This window comes from Aureimonas phyllosphaerae (genome assembly GCF_900113065.1).
GTDB lineage: Bacteria > Pseudomonadota > Alphaproteobacteria > Rhizobiales > Rhizobiaceae > Aureimonas > Aureimonas phyllosphaerae.
Map to the genome: position 1 here is coordinate 1 of NZ_FOOA01000025.1, position 17,650 is coordinate 17,650.

The 17,650-nt window shown below is 67.0% G+C and carries 24 protein-coding genes; 1 reads left to right on the plus strand and 23 read right to left on the minus strand.

What is annotated here, in order from left to right; translation table 11 throughout:
• Positions 1-216: 216 nt before the first annotated feature.
• From BM175_RS19650 to BM175_RS23000, 7 genes are read right to left on the minus strand one after another with little or no spacing between them, the layout of a single operon-like run.
• Positions 217-1,056 (minus strand): hypothetical protein, encoded by an 840-nt coding sequence (locus BM175_RS19650; protein ID WP_090966119.1) that lies wholly within the window; start codon positions 1,054-1,056, stop codon positions 217-219.
• A 30-nt stretch (positions 1,057-1,086) separates the two neighbouring features.
• On the minus strand, positions 1,087-1,692 hold the full coding sequence (locus tag BM175_RS19655) for a hypothetical protein (protein WP_090966121.1): 606 nt from the start codon (positions 1,690-1,692) through the stop codon (positions 1,087-1,089).
• Between the two features lie 35 nt (positions 1,693-1,727).
• Positions 1,728-2,801: a phage late control D family protein gene (locus tag BM175_RS19660; protein WP_090966123.1), complete on the minus strand. Its 1,074-nt coding sequence runs from the start codon at positions 2,799-2,801 to the stop codon at positions 1,728-1,730.
• Between the two features lie 4 nt (positions 2,802-2,805).
• Positions 2,806-3,033 (minus strand): tail protein X, encoded by a 228-nt coding sequence (locus tag BM175_RS19665; protein WP_090966125.1) that lies wholly within the window; start codon positions 3,031-3,033, stop codon positions 2,806-2,808.
• 4 nt (positions 3,034-3,037) lie between these two features.
• On the minus strand, positions 3,038-3,475 hold the full coding sequence (locus BM175_RS19670; RefSeq protein WP_090966127.1) for a phage tail protein: 438 nt from the start codon (positions 3,473-3,475) through the stop codon (positions 3,038-3,040).
• A gap of 3 nt (positions 3,476-3,478) precedes the next feature.
• Entirely contained in the window at positions 3,479-5,470 is a 1,992-nt protein-coding gene (locus BM175_RS19675; RefSeq protein ID WP_175526931.1) for a phage tail tape measure protein, read from the minus strand.
• 11 nt (positions 5,471-5,481) lie between these two features.
• Positions 5,482-5,910 carry a hypothetical protein gene (locus BM175_RS23000; protein ID WP_090966130.1) on the minus strand — a complete coding sequence of 143 codons (429 nt, stop codon included), beginning with the start codon at positions 5,908-5,910 and terminating at the stop codon, positions 5,482-5,484.
• A gap of 45 nt (positions 5,911-5,955) precedes the next feature.
• Between BM175_RS23000 and BM175_RS19685 the strand changes: the two genes are divergently transcribed.
• Complete coding sequence (locus BM175_RS19685) at positions 5,956-6,450, plus strand: hypothetical protein (RefSeq protein ID WP_175526932.1); 495 nt, start codon at positions 5,956-5,958, stop codon at positions 6,448-6,450.
• Positions 6,451-6,463: 13 nt separating this feature from the next.
• Here BM175_RS19685 and BM175_RS19690 read toward each other — a convergent pair whose 3' ends face one another.
• From BM175_RS19690 to BM175_RS19765, 16 genes are all read right to left on the minus strand, one after another.
• Entirely contained in the window at positions 6,464-6,982 is a 519-nt protein-coding gene (locus BM175_RS19690) for a phage major tail tube protein (RefSeq protein ID WP_090966134.1), read from the minus strand.
• A 25-nt stretch (positions 6,983-7,007) separates the two neighbouring features.
• Entirely contained in the window at positions 7,008-8,234 is a 1,227-nt protein-coding gene (locus BM175_RS19695) for a phage tail sheath protein (RefSeq protein ID WP_090966136.1), read from the minus strand.
• Between the two features lie 81 nt (positions 8,235-8,315).
• Positions 8,316-8,534: a hypothetical protein gene (locus BM175_RS19700; protein WP_090966138.1), complete on the minus strand. Its 219-nt coding sequence runs from the start codon at positions 8,532-8,534 to the stop codon at positions 8,316-8,318.
• Positions 8,531-9,016, minus strand: coding sequence for a tail fiber protein (locus tag BM175_RS19705; protein WP_090966140.1), 486 nt, complete (start codon positions 9,014-9,016; stop codon positions 8,531-8,533). The genes BM175_RS19700 and BM175_RS19705 overlap by 4 nt, the downstream gene beginning before the upstream one ends.
• The gene (locus tag BM175_RS19710; protein ID WP_090966142.1) at positions 9,016-9,552 is read right to left on the minus strand and encodes a hypothetical protein; all 537 of its coding nucleotides are present in this window, start codon (positions 9,550-9,552) and stop codon (positions 9,016-9,018) included. The genes BM175_RS19705 and BM175_RS19710 overlap by 1 nt, the downstream gene beginning before the upstream one ends.
• On the minus strand, positions 9,552-10,670 hold the full coding sequence (locus BM175_RS19715) for a glycoside hydrolase family protein (protein ID WP_139224716.1): 1,119 nt from the start codon (positions 10,668-10,670) through the stop codon (positions 9,552-9,554). The genes BM175_RS19710 and BM175_RS19715 overlap by 1 nt, the downstream gene beginning before the upstream one ends.
• Entirely contained in the window at positions 10,667-11,005 is a 339-nt protein-coding gene (locus tag BM175_RS19720) for a hypothetical protein (protein ID WP_090966146.1), read from the minus strand. The genes BM175_RS19715 and BM175_RS19720 overlap by 4 nt, the downstream gene beginning before the upstream one ends.
• Before the next feature lie 3 nt (positions 11,006-11,008).
• Positions 11,009-11,566, minus strand: coding sequence for a hypothetical protein (locus tag BM175_RS19725; protein WP_090966148.1), 558 nt, complete (start codon positions 11,564-11,566; stop codon positions 11,009-11,011).
• Positions 11,544-11,726 carry a hypothetical protein gene (locus tag BM175_RS19730; protein ID WP_090966150.1) on the minus strand — a complete coding sequence of 61 codons (183 nt, stop codon included), beginning with the start codon at positions 11,724-11,726 and terminating at the stop codon, positions 11,544-11,546. The genes BM175_RS19725 and BM175_RS19730 overlap by 23 nt, the downstream gene beginning before the upstream one ends.
• A gap of 11 nt (positions 11,727-11,737) precedes the next feature.
• Positions 11,738-14,023 (minus strand): hypothetical protein, encoded by a 2,286-nt coding sequence (locus BM175_RS19735; RefSeq protein ID WP_175526933.1) that lies wholly within the window; start codon positions 14,021-14,023, stop codon positions 11,738-11,740.
• Between the two features lie 16 nt (positions 14,024-14,039).
• Positions 14,040-14,678 (minus strand): phage tail protein I, encoded by a 639-nt coding sequence (locus BM175_RS19740; protein WP_090966154.1) that lies wholly within the window; start codon positions 14,676-14,678, stop codon positions 14,040-14,042.
• Complete coding sequence (locus BM175_RS19745; RefSeq protein ID WP_090966156.1) at positions 14,675-15,625, minus strand: baseplate J/gp47 family protein; 951 nt, start codon at positions 15,623-15,625, stop codon at positions 14,675-14,677. Before BM175_RS19745 ends, BM175_RS19740 begins: the two co-directional genes overlap by 4 nt.
• Entirely contained in the window at positions 15,622-16,011 is a 390-nt protein-coding gene (locus BM175_RS19750) for a GPW/gp25 family protein (protein WP_090966158.1), read from the minus strand. The genes BM175_RS19745 and BM175_RS19750 overlap by 4 nt, the downstream gene beginning before the upstream one ends.
• Positions 16,012-16,026: 15 nt before the next feature.
• On the minus strand, positions 16,027-16,536 hold the full coding sequence (locus BM175_RS19755) for a phage baseplate assembly protein V (protein WP_090966160.1): 510 nt from the start codon (positions 16,534-16,536) through the stop codon (positions 16,027-16,029).
• Positions 16,533-17,339 (minus strand): hypothetical protein, encoded by an 807-nt coding sequence (locus tag BM175_RS19760; protein WP_175526934.1) that lies wholly within the window; start codon positions 17,337-17,339, stop codon positions 16,533-16,535. Before BM175_RS19760 ends, BM175_RS19755 begins: the two co-directional genes overlap by 4 nt.
• Positions 17,340-17,351: 12 nt before the next feature.
• Positions 17,352-17,645: a hypothetical protein gene (locus BM175_RS19765; RefSeq protein ID WP_210284137.1), complete on the minus strand. Its 294-nt coding sequence runs from the start codon at positions 17,643-17,645 to the stop codon at positions 17,352-17,354.
• Positions 17,646-17,650 lie beyond the last annotated feature (5 nt).

The following is a 17,650-nucleotide window of genomic DNA, read 5'->3' on the forward strand; positions in this document are numbered from 1 at the left end:
CCAGGCCCCGGATCAGCACTGTAGGTCTGACCAATCGATCCGTCCTTCGTCCTGGTGACGAAGAAAGCTACCGGCACCACCCCGCCACCCGCGCCGAGGGAGAAGGCACCAAGGTTCATGGCGCGGCGCGCCCCGATATGAGCAGGCATGAAGATCTCCGGTCAGCGCGAGCGTGGAAGTGGGGCGGCATCAGCCGCCCCGGGGGCCGTCGTCAGGTCAGTCGCGATCGACTTCGAGGGCGATGGTGAAGGTCTCGGCCGAGGCCGGCGTCACCGCGCCGCGCGCTTCCAGGAGCGCGTAGAGCTTCTGCGTGGCCGCACCCGTCTCGAAGGCGATGTAGGCGCCGGTCACCGGCACGCCGAAGCCCTTCGCGCCGTCGGAGAAGACGCGGTCGGTCGTCACGTCGAAAGCGCCGAGATAGTTCAGGGCACCGTCGGTCGAGATGGCGAGATTGTCGCCGCTCGCGGACTGCACCGTCGGCGCGGCGCGGAACAGATGGATGCGGAATGCACCGCTCTCCGGCTTCGAGCGCGTCAGGCGCGCGCGCGGGATGCGACCCGTGCCGGCGTTCTTCCGCGCCACCGTGAGGTCGACCGGCACAACCGAAGCAGCCGCGACGTTGTTCGCGATGAGATCGCCGAGCACATAGGGTGTGGTGTCGGCCGGGCGGGTGAAGGAGTTACCCGCGATCGCGGTCTCGCCGCCGACCTGACCAAGGTGCGCCTCGCCAGCGGCGAGCACCGGTGCCAGCGCCCAAGCGGCGATCGCCTTCAGGAGCGAGATGACCGAGCGCGCACCGCCAACGTTGCCGGCGTTCGCCGCGGCGTCCGCCATGGCGCCGATCGAGGCGACCTTGCCGTCGGCGACCTGCACCGGGAGGCCGGTGCTTTCCTTCACGTCGAGCTGGGCGCCGCTTGCGTCCTCATAGGTCGGCTGGACGCGCTGGTGCTTTGGACCGTTCGCCCCGCCCACCTGCTTGGCAGCGGAAAGCGACTGGACATAACCGGTCGGGGTGTTGCCGGAGGTCGGCTCGAGGATGGGCACATTGTCGGACATGGATGGGTCCTTCGCGAGGGAGAGGTCGGGTCAGGCCGCGCGGGCGAGCGGCAAGGCGTGGAGAAGGCCGGTCGCGATGCCGATCGGGATCGGCGGGGCGACGACGGGCGCGAGCTCGTAGGCGAGCGGGAAGGTCTCTATGATGGTGCGCAGCCCGTCCGGGCTGACCGCGCGCAGCCGCGCCGACCCGGCGACGGCCAGCGTCTCGACGCGAGCGGCGAGAAGCTTCGTGCCGTCCGGGCTGACAGCGATACGGCCGCCGAACGTCGTCTCGGCCGCGACCGTCCAGCCCACCGGCGCCGAGATCGTCGCGAGCACCGCGTTGACCGCGGCACCGGTCTGGAAGGTGATCGCGGACAGGGCGAGCGAGGGGTAGCCGGTCCCGCCGAAGTAGGCGGCGAGCTGCTCCAGTGTCACCGGCTGCGAGATGCCGCCGCGCGTCAGGATCACGACGTCGCCGCCCTGCACCGGATCGACCGGCGTAATCGGCGGCTGCGTCCCGTCGAGGTAGATGCGCCCGAGCAGAAGGTCGAACCGCGCCTCCTCAGGCGTGAGGTTGACGATCCGGTCGAGCGGCACCGGCGCGCCGGCGACGAACAGGATGCCGGGCACGACAATGTATCGCTGCTTGGCCATCAAGAGCGTCCTTCAGTTCCAGAGATGTGGGTTGGTCAGTTCGGCCGGGACGTCGGCACGGGGACATTGGCGGGCACGGTGCTGGCGGTGGCCGTGCGCGTGTCGCGCCCTGCCCCGTTCTCCGGTTGTTTCACGTCAAGGCTCGTCGTCGAACCACCGCTGCGGTCCGCCTTGTGGGTCACGCCGTCGATCTCGTACTGGCCGTCGATGCCTGGCCGGGCGCCGGTCAGTATCACCTTCGCGCCGGCCTGCGCCGTCGGCTCAAGATCCATATCAATCGTGCCGTTCGCGCCCTCGCGCTCGCTGTCGGACTTGCGCCCCTGTCCGACCGCTTCGGCCTCGTCTTCGTCGGCAGCGGTGAAGCGGCGGAGGTTCGCGGCGTCCGTTCCCTCGGCACCGATCTCGACGTCCTTCACCTTCCAGTCCGCGGCGTCCCGGTCGAAGTAGCGGACCTGCGCCTTGGCGAACTGCCGCCGCCCCTGCGTCGGATCGATCCGCACGGCGATGACGTTCCGACCGATAGCGGCCGTGATCGTCGGCATGGCCGCGCCCGTCGCGGCCAGCCCCTGCCCGCGCTTGGCGAACACGGCGCGGCCGTCGCGGATCTTGAACGTCGCACCCATCTCGCGCGCCAGCTTCTCGCCCCAGGCAAGGAACGAGGCGCCATCCGGCGACCAGTAATCGCGCTGCATGGAGGCGAAGGCCGGATCGACGATCACGTCCGGCACCCCCGCGGCGCGCCCTGCCTTCTTCAACGCGTCGCCGAGGCTGGCGTCGTCGAGGTGCCAGAGCTGCCCCTCCTTCGCCTTCCCGCGCGTGTCGAAGCCCTTGGCGGTCACGCGCAGGATCCGCCCGCCGCCGCGGGTCAGTTCCCACGGCGTCGAATCGACCACGCCCTGGAACACCGGCACGCCGTCGAGCTCGACGGACAGCTTCGAACTCGGGTCCGGGAGCTTCAGCGAGCCGTCGGTGTCGTCGAAGGCGAGAGAGCAACTGTCCGACGACGTTCCCGACCGGTCCACGACGCTGATGTCGGTGAGGTACGGGCGCATGGCGCTCGACACGTTCTCGCCGTTGATCGTGACGCGCCAAGAGACCGACCAGGGCATACGCTCAGTTCCCGAAAATCGACACGACGGGCTTCGTCGAAACGACGGTGGCCGGCCGATCCGGCAGGATCACCGTTCGACCGATGGGCAGGACCGGCCCCGCCTCGGCGAGACCGGGATTGAGGTCGAGGGCGACCGTCAGAAGGTCACGGGCGAGCGCCGCGCCGAACAGCTTAGCGAGAAGCTCGTCGAGGAGGATCGGCTCGCCCTGTATCGTCATCGAGGTCGGCATGGCGTCAGCGTCCCAAGGCGCCGAAGAGAGATAGGAGCGCCGGCACGATCTCGGCGCTCGCGCCCTCAGGTCCGACCTTGATGAGCGTGATCGTGTGCGCGATCGAGAAACCGACGCCGGACCTGTCGAGGTCGACGTGCTTCTCCTGGATCCGAGTGATCGCGAACCAACCCATCATCTTGCCGTCGCCGCGCATGACCGGCAGCTGCCGTCCAGAGCGGCGGAAACCGTGTAGGGTTTCGAGTTCGGTAAGGCCCCCGATCGTCAAGGGCAACAGCTGGCCGGACAGGGCGATCTCATCGTCGCCCTCACCCATGAACTCGCGGCGAGGCCCAGCACCGATGATTGGTTTGACCGCGAAATCGGCCGACGCCGTTCGATCGACGTCGTCCACGTTGAACGGTGCAGTATCAAGGGAGAGAGTGCCGATCTGATAGAGCATCCCTCAGTCCTCGATGTCGGCCTGCGAAGCGCCGTAGTCAGCTCCACCGCCGACACGACCGGCCCGTTCGGCCAGTTGGTTCTGCAACCCGATCGCCGTCTGCAGCTTGCCGATGTAGGCGTTGATCGACCCCTGCGCGATCTGCGGCTCGGCCGTGACGCTGAACGCGTCCGAAATCCGCTGTCCGAGTTCCTGAGCCTTCAGAGCTGCCGCCTCGCCCTCGGCTGCAATTGCTCCCGCAATGTCGGGGCGTGGCGTCGGAACTGGCAGGCCTCGCCGACCGACGTCGGCGAACGTCGGCGCCGGCGCGGGTGCGGGCATGGCCGGAGCGAAGGATCCTGCATCGGCTGACCGGACACGGCCACCACGATCGGCGCGAGGCGTCTGCTCTACAGGAAGGTCGCCCATCGCGAAGGCGTCGAGGCTGTCCGATCGAGCCGCATCAGCTCGCGCGTTCGCTTCGCTCTCCTGAGCAGCCTGCTGGGCGCGAATGCGGTTGCGCATCTCATCGGTCATCGGCTCGATCCCGGCGGCGCGCATCCGCTCCGGATCGACGGATGATTTCTTCATGAAGCCAATGGGATCATTGGCGAAGTCCGCAATATCGCGGATTTCCTTTGCTACCGTTCGCACGGCAGACGCAAACTCGTTGATCTCCTTCGCGAGATCTCCGAAGAAAGCCTCCAGGGACGAGCCCTTTGCGTCGATGCCAAGTATCCGGCCTAAGTCCTCGCCAAGCTTCCCAACTTCATCTCTCGCACCTTGCACCTTGCTCCAGTCGATCTGGACCTCAAGCTGCTTCATCCCTTGGTCGAGTTGTTGAATAAGGTTGGACAAGCCTTGGAGACCGGTCTTCAGGGCGGGGAGCCCCATTGATCCTGCGTTAATGGTCAGCTCGGCCAGAGCGTTCTTGACCAGCTGCCATTGGCTCCAGAAATCGTCGAGCTTCAGCTTGTAGCTGTTGTCGAGCGACCCGAACCAGCTGTCACCAGCCGCATAGGCGAGGTTGCGCTTCAATTCCTCCGAACCCTCGACGAGCTGCGTCATCACGTCGAGATGGTCTTGGCCGAAGAGTTCGACGATGATGCCGGTGCGCTTCTCCTTGTCCATCGCCTTGAGCGCGTCGACGACCTCAACGAAAGCTTCGGAAGCCTTGCCGCTGGCCAGCTGCTTCTTGAACTTCTTGTCGTCTTTTATCAGCTGGTAGTACGCCGTGCGCCCGTCGCTCGACAGGGCATCCGGCGCCATCAAGCGGGTCAGGATCGAGTTCGTCGCGGTCGCGCCCTTCGCAGCCGACACCTTCAGGTTGGCGAGCGCCGCGCCGAGCGCGGCCGTCTCCTGCGCGGAGAACCCGAACGTCTTCGCCATGGCGCCGGCTTGATCGATGTAATCGACGATGCCGCTTTCGTCGGCGATTCCGGCGTCAGCGAGTCCGTTGATCAGATCGAAGTACCGCTGCATCTGATTGAGCGGAACGCCGAGAACCTTGTTGAAGCCGGCAGATGCGTTGCCGACATCGGTCGCCGACATTTCGAACGCATCAGCGGCCTTCGCCGAAAGGGCTGCGAACTGGCGCAGGTCGTCGAGCGGGATACCAGCTGCGGCGCCGCGCTCGTACGCGGCCGCGATCTCCTCGATCGGCACAGCCAGCTCGCCGGACGTCGCCAGCGCCTTAATCTCGTCCCCGAGCTTCGCCGTCTGCGCAGCGGTGGCGCCGGACTTCTTCTGGATGTTCGTCAGCGCCGTCTCGAAGTCGGCTGCTGCAGAGATGATCTGACCGGCGCTGAGCGCACCGGCTACCGGAGCCAGGACACGGGACGCGCCGGCGAGCATCATATTTCGGGCGGTTCCTAGACCGGCCACGTCTTCGGCCGTGGTGCGAGCGCCACGACCGACCTCCTTGCGCTGCTTGTCGAGGCTCCTGAGGCTGCGTTCGACGCCCTTCGCGGGGCCCGACACACGGTCCGTCAGGCTCAGGACGAGTTCACTGGCCAAGCGAGCCATAATCAGACGTCCCCGAGATCGGGCGCGACGGCGCGAGCCAGAAGCGTTGCGATGCGGCTATCGCACCATTTCAGGGCACGCAGCACTTCGACATCGACGCTGGCCATCCGCGCATGAAGTTCCTGCTCGGTGATCCGCCCGTGGACGCGGTCCTCGACATCGGCGAACGAAGGCTCTGCGAAAAACAGATGCTCGATGCGCTGCCCGTTGATGTGGAAAGCGTACCTCAGGCGGTATGCGCTGTAGATCGGACACTCGTCGTAGACGATCACGGGACGATCCACGCTCGTCACGTTCGGAGTCACCTCGCGTTCGCTGGGAGCTGCCTCTTGCAATCGCTCGAGATGAGGAGGCGCCAGCGCGTCAGCGTCAGCGTCGGCGGCAACCCGAAGGCGCTCGAAATGGCCTTCCCGTTCGGCAAGATCGATCATAGGTTGCGCTCCTGAAGTCGAACCGCCCTTCCAAAAAGGACGAACATGCGGACGTTGATACTGACGCTGGCTCTGACGCTCACTGTGCCTGCAATGGCTCTGGCCATGACGTGCAAGGAGTTCGAGACGCGCGTGCAAGCCGCAGATACCAAGGACCTGCTGCGAGAATTCGACGGGACCGAAAGCATCAATCTGCCCGGCCTCATCAACGTCGAGAACATTCCTGGCATCATGCTGGGATTGTCCTGCCCTGACGGCAATTTCGAGGGGCTCGGCGCCACACTTACGGACGGCTCCAAGGCCGGTATCACACGATGGAGCGTCTTCACCGTGAGCGTCCTGCGAGCGCTCGCGCCAGAAGGCGAAGCCCGCCAAATGCCGAAGACTGCCGCCGCCCTGCAGTCGAAGGCAAACGAAGATGCCCAGCGCCGAAAGATCAGGGACGGGGTCGCCATCGGTAGCGCCGAACAGAATATCGGCGTTTGGCAGGCTCGCTTCGAGACAGGACTGAACCAGATCCGTTTCGAGATCAGGCAGTGATAGTCAGGGGCCCTTAGGCTCCCAGCGCCTGCCGTGTTTCCGCGAACAGATCGCTCCCCGCACGCCGAGCGATGCGCTCCCAGAAGTCGAAGTAGATCAGCTCCTTTCCGCCGAGCGTGAACTCGAAGTGCGTCACCTCGCGGAAGGCATGGTTGCAGCCCTTGAACTCGGCCGGGTCGCTTTCGTCGGGCTCCCAGCCGGTGATGGCGCCCTCGATGATTCCGCGAGCCGGCACGGTCCGGCCGGACTGCGTGTCGCGATAGGCGGCCGCGAACGTCCAGGTGTCCTTCACCCCCATGCCGCGGAATACGTCCTCGTCGATGCCCTTGGCCATGAAGGCGGGCTCGAGCGCTTCGATGCGTGGCTGCGTGAAGTTCACCTCCATCACGCCTCCGCCCGGATTGTGCGGCGTCGTGACGAAATTGATCGGCGGGATCGTGAGGGAGGCGATCGTCGTCGCCATGCTCGTGCCGGTTTCGGTCGCCCGGCGAACGTCGACAGCGGTGAGGAGAAGCAGCGGCTTCTGAGCCATGGAATGGATCCTTCGTCGAAGAGGGTCAGGCGACCGTGTTGAGGCGGGCGAAGATGTCGTTGATCAGTCCCTCGACCGCCGTGCGGTAGCGGTGGATCTCGGTGTCCGCGCGCCGGAACAGCGGCGCCGGCTCGATACCGAGGTCGAGCTTGATGCGGCCGAGCCGGATGTTCTCTGGCGAGTTCTGGTCGGGGATGAAGATCTGCCGGTTGTAGCCGAGAATGTCGTCCGCCGCCTTGTGATCGCGCAGCATGAACAGGATCGAGTTGATCAGCGCCTCGGCCATGTCGACCGTGATCTTGCGGCCAAGGAACTGGCGGTAAATCTGGATCAGCTTGACCGTGATGAAGTCGGCGCCGCGAACCTGGTGGATCTGCTTCCAGAGCTCGCCGTTGTCGGTATTGTCGGCGCCGATGAAGGTGAAGCCGCCCTCGGCGATCGCGCCGTCGACGTTGACCTCGCCCGGCACCACGATCGACACCTCAGCGTCGAGCAGCTGCTGGCCCTCGGTCGAGCCGTCGAGCAGCGAGAACGGAATGCGGCGCGAGACACCGGCGATGCCGTAGATCGCGCGGTTGGCGATCGGGTCGAAGGGCTTGCCCTGGTTCTCGTTGTCGACGCGGGCGAAGAGTCCGAGCACGCGCGGGCCCATCGGCCGCGTCACGAGGTTCGTGCCCTCGTAAACGCGGGCTGCGATGCCGACAGGCATCAGGCGCTGCGAGTTCATGGTCTCCCGCGCGTCGATGGCGTTGGCCTTCGAGGTGTCGTCGACGTCGACGGCGGCGATGGCCAGCAGCTTTTCGAGCGCCTCCGGCAGCGCCGCAACGATCGGGTTTGCCGTGTCGGCGTCCGGCCGCCAAGCCGTGCGGCCGCACCACACGAGGCGGGGTGTCCCGCCGACCAGCGCCGGCACCGAGCCGACGAGCGCCAGCGCGGCGACGATGTTGGCGACCGTCGCGGCGACGTTGATGCCCTCGGCGATACGGATCGCGGTGACGTCGGCGCCGACGTTGAGCCCCTGCAGCTGGGAGTTGATGCCGGCGACGGCATCGCGCAGCGGGCCGGTGCCGAGCTTCATCAGCATGTCCGGATCGGACGACGAGAAGCGTACGGCCTGCCCGAGCGGGAACGCCAGCGGGTCGGCGTCCTGCGAGGCCTCGATCAGCAGCATCTTCGAGAAGTCGGCGCCGGTGACCGGCACCGGCTCGTTGTTCGATCGGCTGAAGGTCATGCCGAAGTTCGGAGCGGTCATCTGCGCCTCGGAAAGAAAGGGTCGGAACGGGAAAGGGCCCGGCGGATGCCGAGCCCTCGGAGGGTCGTCAGGGATGCGGCGTCAGCCGCGGCGGCGCTGAAACCAGCCGTAGGCCCGACCGAACAGGATGACGCCGGTCGCCATCACGACGCCCATGCCGGGCCAGATGGCACCGACGCAGCGGCCGAGCTCGAGATGGGCGGCGAGGTCGAGCGCCGACGCATCGTGCGCCGCACAGCAGGCGGACCAGTCGAGACCGAACAGGCGGTCCGGCCAGAGCGAGCAGTGATCGATCGTCATGCGACCGGCTCGCCGACGTAGAGGAAGACGTTGGCGCCGATCGCGAGCGGCGCGAGCCGGATAGCCTTGGCGCCGCCCGTCTTCTTCGTCCGCTTATCGGTGATTGTCTTCGCCGTCAGGCCGGTGAAGACCTGTAGGACGCCGGTCAGCAGCCCACCCTTCCCCATTGTCGCCTCGGCGGTGGCGTCGTCGAACAGGTGATCGTGCTCCGGCAGGTTCTCGATCGTGAGCGTCAGATCGTTCGAGCCCCCGCGGTCCAATACCTTCAGGCGCCCGGCGGCTCCGAGTAGGAGGCAGTCCTTGCCGTCCGGAACCGTGATCGTGGCGGCCGTCACCTCGATCGCCTGGAAGAACGTTGGATAGGCGGCGCGCCGAATGGTGCGCCCGTCGCAGAGGATCCAGCCGTCATGGTCGGATCGGCGGGCCGAATGCTTGAAGTCCCCGATACGGCGCAGGGACGAGTATCCTGCCGGCCGCTGCATCACAGGCTCCGTGCAAAGCGCCAGAAGGCGTCGATTGCTGCGGCGTCCATGTCCTGGCTGGCGCCAAAGATGGCGACGAGCGGGTCGTCACGATTGAACTGCTGGCCGCCGGCGACGAGCATGGTCGCATTGAACTGGGCGTCCGCCGGAAGCCCGTCGATCACATCCTGCATGACGGCCGGAATTTCGCCGGTCTTCACGGCATCGAGCGCCTCTTGCGACGTGATGAGGCCGTAGGGCGGCAGGGCGAGCGCCTGGAAGAACTGCCGGGGCGTGATCGGCAAGAACACCTCGGCATGCGACGGAAGCTCGGGCTCGAGCGGGCGTTCGATCATGACCCAGGTTTCGGCGACCGAGTTCCACACCGCGATCTCGTCGAACGTGTCGTCGGGCTTCGGCGGAGCAAGAGCGAAGCCGCACTCGGCCGCGCTGTCCGGATGGTTGGCGAGATCGGTGCGTAGCTGGCCGTCGGCGGTGAAGGCCTCGAACGGCAGTTCCGCCGGGGCCCCGCCGTTCTGTCGGTAGAGGTCCGGCATCAGACCACCTTCACGTAGGGTTTCAGATTCGGCGTGCTCGGCCGCCGATAGGCTCGCGGCAGACGTAGTTTCGTGCTTCGCCGATAGGACGTCGAGAGAAGCTCGAAGGTGGCGGCGAGGCCGTTGCCGACGAGGACGCGCTTGTCCGAACCGCTGTTGAGATCGGCGCCTGAGATCGCGCGGCGCACGCCGTTCATGACGTAGTTGGAGCCGCCGTCCTGCCGCGTCTCGATCACCTCGTCGCCGACGCGGTGGACGCTGCAACTGACGCCGCCCGTTCCCAGTATCTGCGACGTCGACGCGAGCCCGTCGTCCGAGATCAACGGCGTGGAGGTGCCGCTGCTCGCGCGCGTGCCGACGTAGACGATGCCATCGGCGACGGAGACGGCCGTCGGCGCGCCGTTGAAGTTGACCGTCAGCATAGCGAAGTTGACGCCGTCTCGCGTGGAGATCAGCCTCGAGTTGCTAGCGGACGTCATGACAAGCAGATCGCCGTCCGAGCGGACGTCCCCAACGCTGATCAAGACGCCTGGAACGAAACCGCGCTGCGTCCAGGTCACGAGATCCGGCGAGGACAGGAAGACCGTGTCGCTGTTGCCCGTGTTCACCTGCGTTCGCACGAGCATGAAGAGGCCAGCCACGAATGAGATCATGGTCTGAACGTTGAGGTACGTCGGGTCGGGCGTCGACGCGAGCGTCCACGTCAAACCGTCCGTCGAGCGATACACCTTCAAAGTGGAGGTGAATGCGGCGAAGGTGCCCTTGGCGTAGACGACGCTATTCACATAGCCCGTCTCGTTCGGCAACGTCGCCGTCGTGAAACTCACGAGATCCGTCGTGACGATCAGCTTGCCGCCCTCGCAGCCGAAGACGAACTTCCCTCCGCCGTAGCAGCCGTCGCGGACGCGCAGCGGTAGCGTGCCGACGACGTTTCCGATGGCCGCGCTTGGGAGAAACACGGCGGCGAGCGCGTCGGTACGGTCGATCAGGCGTCCATCGGCCGGAAGCCAATCTCCACCCGGATCGAACTCGAAATAGTCGATGCCGCCGACCGGAACGCCACCCTGTCGCTCGCTGAGAGTCCGGACGCCGCGGCGAACGCCGCCCATCGCGCTCACGCGGTCTTCTCCGCATAGTACTGCTGGACATGGGCAGTGATGTCGCCGGGCGCCGACGCGGACGCCTCGAGCTTGTCGCCGGGCCCCAGCACGAGCCGGCGTGTGGCCATGTCGAGCGCCCGCACCGGATAGTTCAGCGGCAGGAAGGCACGTACACCCTTGCCCGCATCCGCATAGACCACGCGGCAGGCCGTGAGGCTCGCGCTGACCTGGCCGTCGGTGTTGATGAAGGCGACGTCATACCCGCGCACCTCGCCGCTGCCGGCAGGGTTCTCGATGACGGTGCGAACCGTCGTGTCGAGCGGGGTGCCGCCGGGGGCTGCAAGGTTCGCCATGGGTCAGTCCCCGATGAAGAGCGCATAGGCCATCGCCTGACGCTTGGCACGCTGGACGAAAGCGGTGGTGGCGATCCCGTCGCCGTCGTCGATCTCGGCGCGCGTCGGCGCCCGAGCATCGCCGGTCAGCGCGGGGTCCTTCAAACGAGCGACTTTCTCGGCGAAGTCGGGATCGTCGGCGAGCGCCGCGCTGAGGGCGAGGATCGCCGCCTGCGCGCTGGTCGTGTCGGTGAACATGCCGCCGGAGGTGATCTGCACCGACGAGCCGGTGACGATCCCCGCCTGGATTAGCGCCAGCTGCTCCTTAGCCTGCTCGATCGACGCCTTCAGCGCGTCGAAGGCAGCCGCCGTCGACGTCAGGCGCGTCGCCAGCTGTCCCTGCAGCACGGTGTCGAGGTTGCCGTTCGCGACGGCCGTGATGGTCGCTGTGATGTCAGCCTTCAGCGCATCGAGGTCGTCGAGCTCGCCGCACAGGGCGAGGAAGACGGCATTCCAGAGCGCCGCCGAGAACTTGTCGCTCGGCGCGACTTGGAACGCCTCAGATCGGCTTGGCGGAGACAATCGCGTCCTCCCCGTGTTCGGCGATGATCGCGTTCAGCATCTCGCCGGTGAACTCGGTGAGGTCGCGCGGCAAGTACTTGAAGGACCCAACCGTCAGGACGCGCGAGACGCGCGCACGGTAGCTCATGGCCGGGTCGTACGGCTGGGCGGCATCGGCCATGGCTCAGGTCCTCAGAAGGCGTTCAGCTGGATGTCCTGCCCGAAGGGCACGGACACGACGGTGTCGGTGGTCGCATCGAGCCGCCAGCGGGCACGCGTCTGCGGCGAGCCGAAGTTGAAGTTCGCGGTGAACTTCGTCCGGCTCGGCTTCTCCCGGTCGACCACCGGCGTGATCGACGCCGGCGAGACCACCGTCCCGTCGGCGAGGATGATCTTCGGCGTGCAGGTGTGATGCACGCTGTCATAGGCGTCCATGTTCACGACGATCTGCGCTTGGCTCGACGAGAAGCCGAAGGTCAGCTCCTTGCCGATCGCCTGAAGGTCGTTGCGCATGCGCCCCGTCCGCACGCGAGCCCACTGGTCGATCACGATACCCGGCGCGATATCGGCCGTGCCGATCAGGACGGCGCGGATCTGCACCAGCGCCGGCAGGTTCGTCAGCGCGTTCGCCTCGCGTGGGTCGATGGGCACCCACTCGTCCCGACCTTCGGACTTCACCTCGAAGGCGATCTTCGTGCCCGCCGGTAGGAGGTTGTCGAAGAGGAGCGTCAGCTCCGTCATCCCGCCTTCGAGGATCGCGCTCTCAAGCGGCACGGTGACGCGCGAGGCGGCGAAGCGGGCGCCGTTGACCTTGAACAGGAAGTCCTCGGTCGTCGACAGCTGCGACCACACACCGTCGGTGCAGACGAACGCGCTGCCGCCCGAGAAGGCGTTGGCGTCGCTGGTGCCGAACGCATGGTTGCCGGTGGTGACCGTGAACCACGCGTAGCGCTCGCCCTGGTCGAGCAGCGTCGGCGGGATATCGATCTTGTTCCAGGCGTTTGCGACGAGCTCGCCGCGCGGCTTGTTCACCCGCGCGATCACCGAGTTAAAGTCCGGTGCGCCGGCCTCGTTGAGGAGGCAGAGGACGAGGAGGACGTCGCCGGTCGAGCCAACGCGCTTGACGAAGACCTCGATCGAGGTCGCGATCATCACCTGGCTGCTGAGGAACGTCTGCCCGTGGATCGCGCCGTTTAGGCCGAACGTCTCGGTGTTGTAGACCGTGTAGCTCTCCTGCGTCGTCTGCGTGATCACCTCGCGGACGGCGTGGACCTGATGCGCGTCAAACGACTGAGCGCCCTGATACCCGGCATACTGGAAGGTCCGCCCGTTCGCGGCGAAGACCTCCTGCGGGCGGCGCGCCGGCAGCCCGGCCGAGCCCCAGCCCGCCATGTTCTCGCAGACCGTGATCGTCGGGCCGTAGCTGACCTTCGTCACCGGGCGCTGCAGCTGCGTCGCGGTGACCACCGTGTGCACGGTGTTCGAGATGTCCTTCGTTCCCGAGCCGGTGAGGTTGGCGACGCGCGTCACCTCCGACCATGCGGGCAGCACGAGGTTGCCGGATCGCTTGATGTCGGCACTGTCGGGGTTGAGGAGACGGATCTGGGAGTCCCGCTCGTTCTGGTACTGGAAGCGGATGCCCTCGTTGATGCGGAACCGGGCGGCCGCATGGGCGAAGTCCCAGCGGTCTTTCACCAGCGCCTGGTCGAACCAGTAGTTCCGCGCCTCCTCTGGCACGTTGAGGATCTGGTTGTGCCGCGAGATGTCGCGGGAGAACTGCTCGACGAGCTCGCGCGGCGGCACGCGGCGGGCGAGCTCCAGGACGTCGCCGCCGAGCGCCGCGAGATCCGTCGCGATCGTCGTCGTGTCCTGGATGACCTTCACCATCTGGACCTCGAGCGCGACGGTGCGCGTCTCGATCTCGTAGACGGTCTTCACCCGCGCCGGCTCATTGGCGACGATCTCGGCGACGCCCGACGTCGTCAGGCGCACGAAGGCGACGCAGCAGTCGGTCGCCGCAATGACCGGGCGACGCGCGGGCGCGGGCGACGCCATGCCCTGCTGCACCGTGATGCCGAAGACGCGGCTGAAGCGCTTGGCGACCGGCATCACGACCGGCACCGATTCCTGCAGCGGCTCTTCGCCCGTCTCGATCGCGCGGTTCAGCGTGATCTCGTCGGTGCGCGGCCGCAGGACCAGCGCAACCCACGCCTCGTCCGAGGCGGCGATCGGCTTGTAGACCTGCAGGTCGGTCTCGATCGGATCGCCGTTGGCGTAGATTGCACCGACGTTGTGCATCTCGCCGGCCGAGACAATCACGACGGTCGGGGCGCCTGGCTTCGTCGCAACGGTCAGCCGCGACCAGTGCGCCGGCCAACCCAGCGCACCAACCGTCACGCGGTCGGTGCCCGCCAGAGCGTAGCGACCGATATCGGTGACGTCCGGCGCGAGCAGGATCTCCGACTCGTCAAAGCTCAAGCGGTCCATGTCGGCCTCATAGATGCGGGCGCTCGACGGTCGCGGCAAAGGTCGCTGCCCCGTCGAAGGGAAGCTCGTCGCCGAAGGTCGCGGGGCGACGCCAGGCAAACGAGACGAGGTATTCGCTGTGCTTGCCCTTCGCGACCTGCAGCGCGCGCTTGGCCCGCAGGATCGGCTCGAGGTCGACGGCGCGCAGCGCGGCGCGGCCGAGAGCACCCCGGCCGAGCACGAAGGCGTTGGTCGGCGCGCGCAGCGTGACCTTCACGAGGTAGCGCGCCTTGAAGGGCGGATGCTGCAACGGCGTGACGCCGAGCGCGGAGCGGCCGAGCACGAAGCGCGCGGGATAGCTCACCGTGTCGATCACCTCGGCGTCGACGTAGGCGAGGTAGCGCACGACGCCCTCATGCGTGCCCTTCAGCGCGGCGATGCCGTTGCCGGCGTCCGCCACCATCAGGCGCTTGCGCGCCTCCGACCAGTCGTCGAACCACAGGTCGACGCTCTCGCGCGCAGCGAGGAACGGCAGGAAGGCGGCAGGCGTCAGCGTCGGGTCGAGGATCTCGCGCAGGGGCACCGGCAGGGTGTCGATGAACGCGGCGGCGAGCGACCGTTCGAACGGGCCCGCCTCGTCGTAGATGACGGTGTCGACGGCCGTCATGTCCGGACCCGCGTCGTCACCATCGCGCTCGCCATCACCGGCACCGCGTAGAGATCGGGCAGGATCCGCACCGGCGCCTCGTCGACGGCCGAGATGACGTTGCCGTTGCCGTAGGCGACGCCGCGGAAGAACCCGTCGGGGATCTCGCCGCCGATCGTCGTGCGCGCGAGAGCCGCCTTGCGGACCGCGGCGAGAATATCGTCGCGCACCAGCGAAGCGTCGGGGCCCGGCGGGATCTCGACGGTCAACGCGACCGCATACTCGACGCGGCGCGCCGGCAGCACGGCGACAGCGACCGCCTCTGGCTTCACATGCGAGGCGCGACATGCGAGCGAGACAGTGCGCCGCTCGTCCGCTGTCGGCGCCCTGCCCTCTGGCCCGATGATCACGATGTCCGTGTCGCCGCGGCGGCCGTGGACGTCGAAGCCGTTGACCCGCGCGTCCCAGAGGCCGATCGGACGGCCGTCGGCGTCGAGGCCGGAGGGCCAGGCGCTGTGCGCCTCATAGAGGTAGCGGTCCTCCGACCCGGCCGAGCCGCGATCGAAGCTCAGGAGGTAGCGGTTGAGGAGCGACGGGTCGCTCTCCATCACCGCGGGCGCGTCAGCCGTCGCCGGTACGAGGACCTGCCGCTGGATGCCCTGCCGGGCGACGAGCGCGGCGAGGTCGTCGCCCGTGGCCGTCGTCGGAAACAGGGCGCGCAGCACGTCGTTGACGCGCTGGCGGTCGAGCATCCGCAGGAAGGTGAAGGCACGCGCACCGACGGCGACCGGGTTCGCCTCGAGATTGCCGATCGTGTAGGCCGGCAGCGACGGATCGCGCTGGCGCTCCTCGTTCCAGGCGTCGACGAAGCGCGCGGTGAAGGCGGCGCGCATCTCGTCGTAGGCGTAGGGCTGGATCGCCGCCGGCAGCGGGACCAGCGACAGGTCGATCGCCGTGGGCGCCCTCATGCCGTCACCCCGCCACTGCGGCCGAAGTTCACGCCGAACGTGCGCACGCTCTCGATCGTCGGGTCGCCGAGGTGGCCGTTCGGCCGGAAGTCGACCTCGATGCGGAAGCCCGCACGGCCAAGCCGGAGTTCGTCGACGGACCCGCCGGGGATCACCCGGCGGACCCGAAAGCGCGGCTCCCAAAGGTCGATCGCGGCCGCGAGCAGCAGCATGAAGGTAGCGAAGAGGCGCGGCGTCAGGAGACGGCCGAGCAGCTCGCGGGCCCCGGCGCCGAACTCGCGCAGCATGACGTGCTCTCCGATGCGAGAAAAGAACAGGATCTCGACCGACTGCAGCGCGCTCTCGTAGTTCGAGATGCGCGCGCCGGTCCGGCGGTCGAAGTCCATCGGAAACCCTTCGTGTCAGACGGGCCCTTCGGTCAGCGCTCCGCCGACCACGACGCCGGTATGGCGGTGTGTAGAGCCCACGTTCAGATCATCGTGCGTCTTCTGCCCGCCGGCCTGCGCTTCACCCGCACCGGAGAAGGTCCAAGTCACGCCGCCGATGATCAGCCGCAGCTCGCCCCCGCCGATCTCGACGCGCACGCCGGCATCCTCGAAGACGTTGGCGGCCATATCGTCGTTCGGGCTGGCGTTGGCCTCGGAGTATCCGCCGCGGAACATCGCCCCCTGCCGGAGATCGCCGTTGGCGCTCACCACGCCGACGATCTGGCCAACCTTCAACGGTACGGACGTCTTCCCGGTCTCGGGATGCGGGAGCCAGGGCGACAGGAACGGCTGGCCTTCCGCGTCCTGCCCTAGCTTCAGCCGGTAGCCGCGCTTGGCGTCCACGGCGTGCACCGGCCCGACGCGGACCATGTTCGCCATAGCGGAGCGCATGCGCTCCAGTTCGGTCTTCAGCGCGACGCTCATGGTGCGAGCACCACGATAGGTTCGGGCATTCCCTCGACCTCGGCCAGCACTGGCGTTGCGCGGTCCGTGTCCTGTTTAATGGGCCCCAGTCCAATTGCCCGGAGTTCGTCGCGCGTCGCGCCCAGACGGCGCTGTGTAATGTGCCAGTCCGGGGCGACAGGACCGTCGAAGATGGTGCGCAAAGTGCCCGCGATCTTCTGATTGTCCTGATCCTCGCTCTCTGCCAGCCGATCGAGGAAGGCGGTAAAGGGGCTGGCGGGCTCCAGCACATCGCCCAGCACAGGGTCCGGAAGGAGATCGAGCCAGATGCGGGTTTGGCGCCCGGCGAGACGCTGACCATCGTCAGAGGTGCGCTTGGCACCAACTTCAATCTTCACGACGCGGAGCGACAGACTCCTCCAGATCTCGGCCCAGTCGTTGTCCGGGTCGGTTAGCGCGTCGTTGACCTGGCGCTGGACGAACTCGAGCAAAAACTCGAAATGACGATCGCTGGCCGGAACACCTATCCCGACGATCTCGGACTCGCCCTTGTCATTCGTCTGCGTCATGGCGATCGAGACACCCGCCTCTATGACCAGGACGCAGGTTCCGTTGGCGGTGAGGTTCCGACCTTCGATGCCTTCGGCAACCGCATCGTCGGTGAACACAGCAACGAAAGGCCGATCCTCATTGGTGCGCAGCGTGCCGTCGGCCGCGATGTCCAACGCCCCGTTCGGACTGTCGAGAACGTTGTCACCGACCAGCGTTCGCCCTTTGATGGCCTCGACAGCCGCCGTCCGCAAGGCAATTCGAGCGATGCTCATGATGAGTGCGCCTCACACCTCGCCGAGCATCAGCACAAGCCGCGTATCTCCGCGATCGTCTACCCTCAGCACTTCGAACCAGGGCTGGCCGGGCCGCGACACGGCCCGGACCTTATCGCCGGTGTTGAACACGACGCCGGGAAACGCGGAGCGGTCGATATGCAACTCCGCTTTTCCGACCGCAACGCGGGATCGCCACTCCGACGCATAGCCGCCAGCGAGGTTGACCTCGTCGCCGCCGCCCGTTCGCAGCACACCCTGAACTTCAGAGGTTTGCCTCTTTGGATCGGCCCGTCCCTTCGCCATGGGAG

What these genes read in the sequence shown, in the direction of transcription:
- BM175_RS19650 (WP_090966119.1), bottom strand. Translation starts at nt 1,056, where the DNA reads ATGTCCGACAATGTGCCCATCCTCGAGCCGACCTCCGGCAACACCCCG.
- BM175_RS19655 (WP_090966121.1), bottom strand. Translation starts at nt 1,692, where the DNA reads ATGGCCAAGCAGCGATACATTGTCGTGCCCGGCATCCTGTTCGTCGCC.
- BM175_RS19660 (WP_090966123.1), bottom strand. Translation starts at nt 2,801, where the DNA reads ATGCCCTGGTCGGTCTCTTGGCGCGTCACGATCAACGGCGAGAACGTG.
- BM175_RS19665 (WP_090966125.1), bottom strand. Translation starts at nt 3,033, where the DNA reads ATGCCGACCTCGATGACGATACAGGGCGAGCCGATCCTCCTCGACGAG.
- BM175_RS19670 (WP_090966127.1), bottom strand. Translation starts at nt 3,475, where the DNA reads ATGCTCTATCAGATCGGCACTCTCTCCCTTGATACTGCACCGTTCAAC.
- BM175_RS23000 (WP_090966130.1), bottom strand. Translation starts at nt 5,910, where the DNA reads ATGATCGATCTTGCCGAACGGGAAGGCCATTTCGAGCGCCTTCGGGTT.
- BM175_RS19685 (WP_175526932.1), top strand. Translation starts at nt 5,956, where the DNA reads ATGCGGACGTTGATACTGACGCTGGCTCTGACGCTCACTGTGCCTGCA.
- BM175_RS19690 (WP_090966134.1), bottom strand. Translation starts at nt 6,982, where the DNA reads ATGGCTCAGAAGCCGCTGCTTCTCCTCACCGCTGTCGACGTTCGCCGG.
- BM175_RS19695 (WP_090966136.1), bottom strand. Translation starts at nt 8,234, where the DNA reads ATGACCGCTCCGAACTTCGGCATGACCTTCAGCCGATCGAACAACGAG.
- BM175_RS19700 (WP_090966138.1), bottom strand. Translation starts at nt 8,534, where the DNA reads ATGACGATCGATCACTGCTCGCTCTGGCCGGACCGCCTGTTCGGTCTC.
- BM175_RS19705 (WP_090966140.1), bottom strand. Translation starts at nt 9,016, where the DNA reads ATGCAGCGGCCGGCAGGATACTCGTCCCTGCGCCGTATCGGGGACTTC.
- BM175_RS19710 (WP_090966142.1), bottom strand. Translation starts at nt 9,552, where the DNA reads ATGCCGGACCTCTACCGACAGAACGGCGGGGCCCCGGCGGAACTGCCG.
- BM175_RS19720 (WP_090966146.1), bottom strand. Translation starts at nt 11,005, where the DNA reads ATGGCGAACCTTGCAGCCCCCGGCGGCACCCCGCTCGACACGACGGTT.
- BM175_RS19730 (WP_090966150.1), bottom strand. Translation starts at nt 11,726, where the DNA reads ATGGCCGATGCCGCCCAGCCGTACGACCCGGCCATGAGCTACCGTGCG.
- BM175_RS19740 (WP_090966154.1), bottom strand. Translation starts at nt 14,678, where the DNA reads ATGACGGCCGTCGACACCGTCATCTACGACGAGGCGGGCCCGTTCGAA.
- BM175_RS19745 (WP_090966156.1), bottom strand. Translation starts at nt 15,625, where the DNA reads ATGAGGGCGCCCACGGCGATCGACCTGTCGCTGGTCCCGCTGCCGGCG.
- BM175_RS19750 (WP_090966158.1), bottom strand. Translation starts at nt 16,011, where the DNA reads ATGGACTTCGACCGCCGGACCGGCGCGCGCATCTCGAACTACGAGAGC.
- BM175_RS19755 (WP_090966160.1), bottom strand. Translation starts at nt 16,536, where the DNA reads ATGAGCGTCGCGCTGAAGACCGAACTGGAGCGCATGCGCTCCGCTATG.
- BM175_RS19760 (WP_175526934.1), bottom strand. Translation starts at nt 17,339, where the DNA reads ATGAGCATCGCTCGAATTGCCTTGCGGACGGCGGCTGTCGAGGCCATC.
- BM175_RS19765 (WP_210284137.1), bottom strand. Translation starts at nt 17,645, where the DNA reads ATGGCGAAGGGACGGGCCGATCCAAAGAGGCAAACCTCTGAAGTTCAG.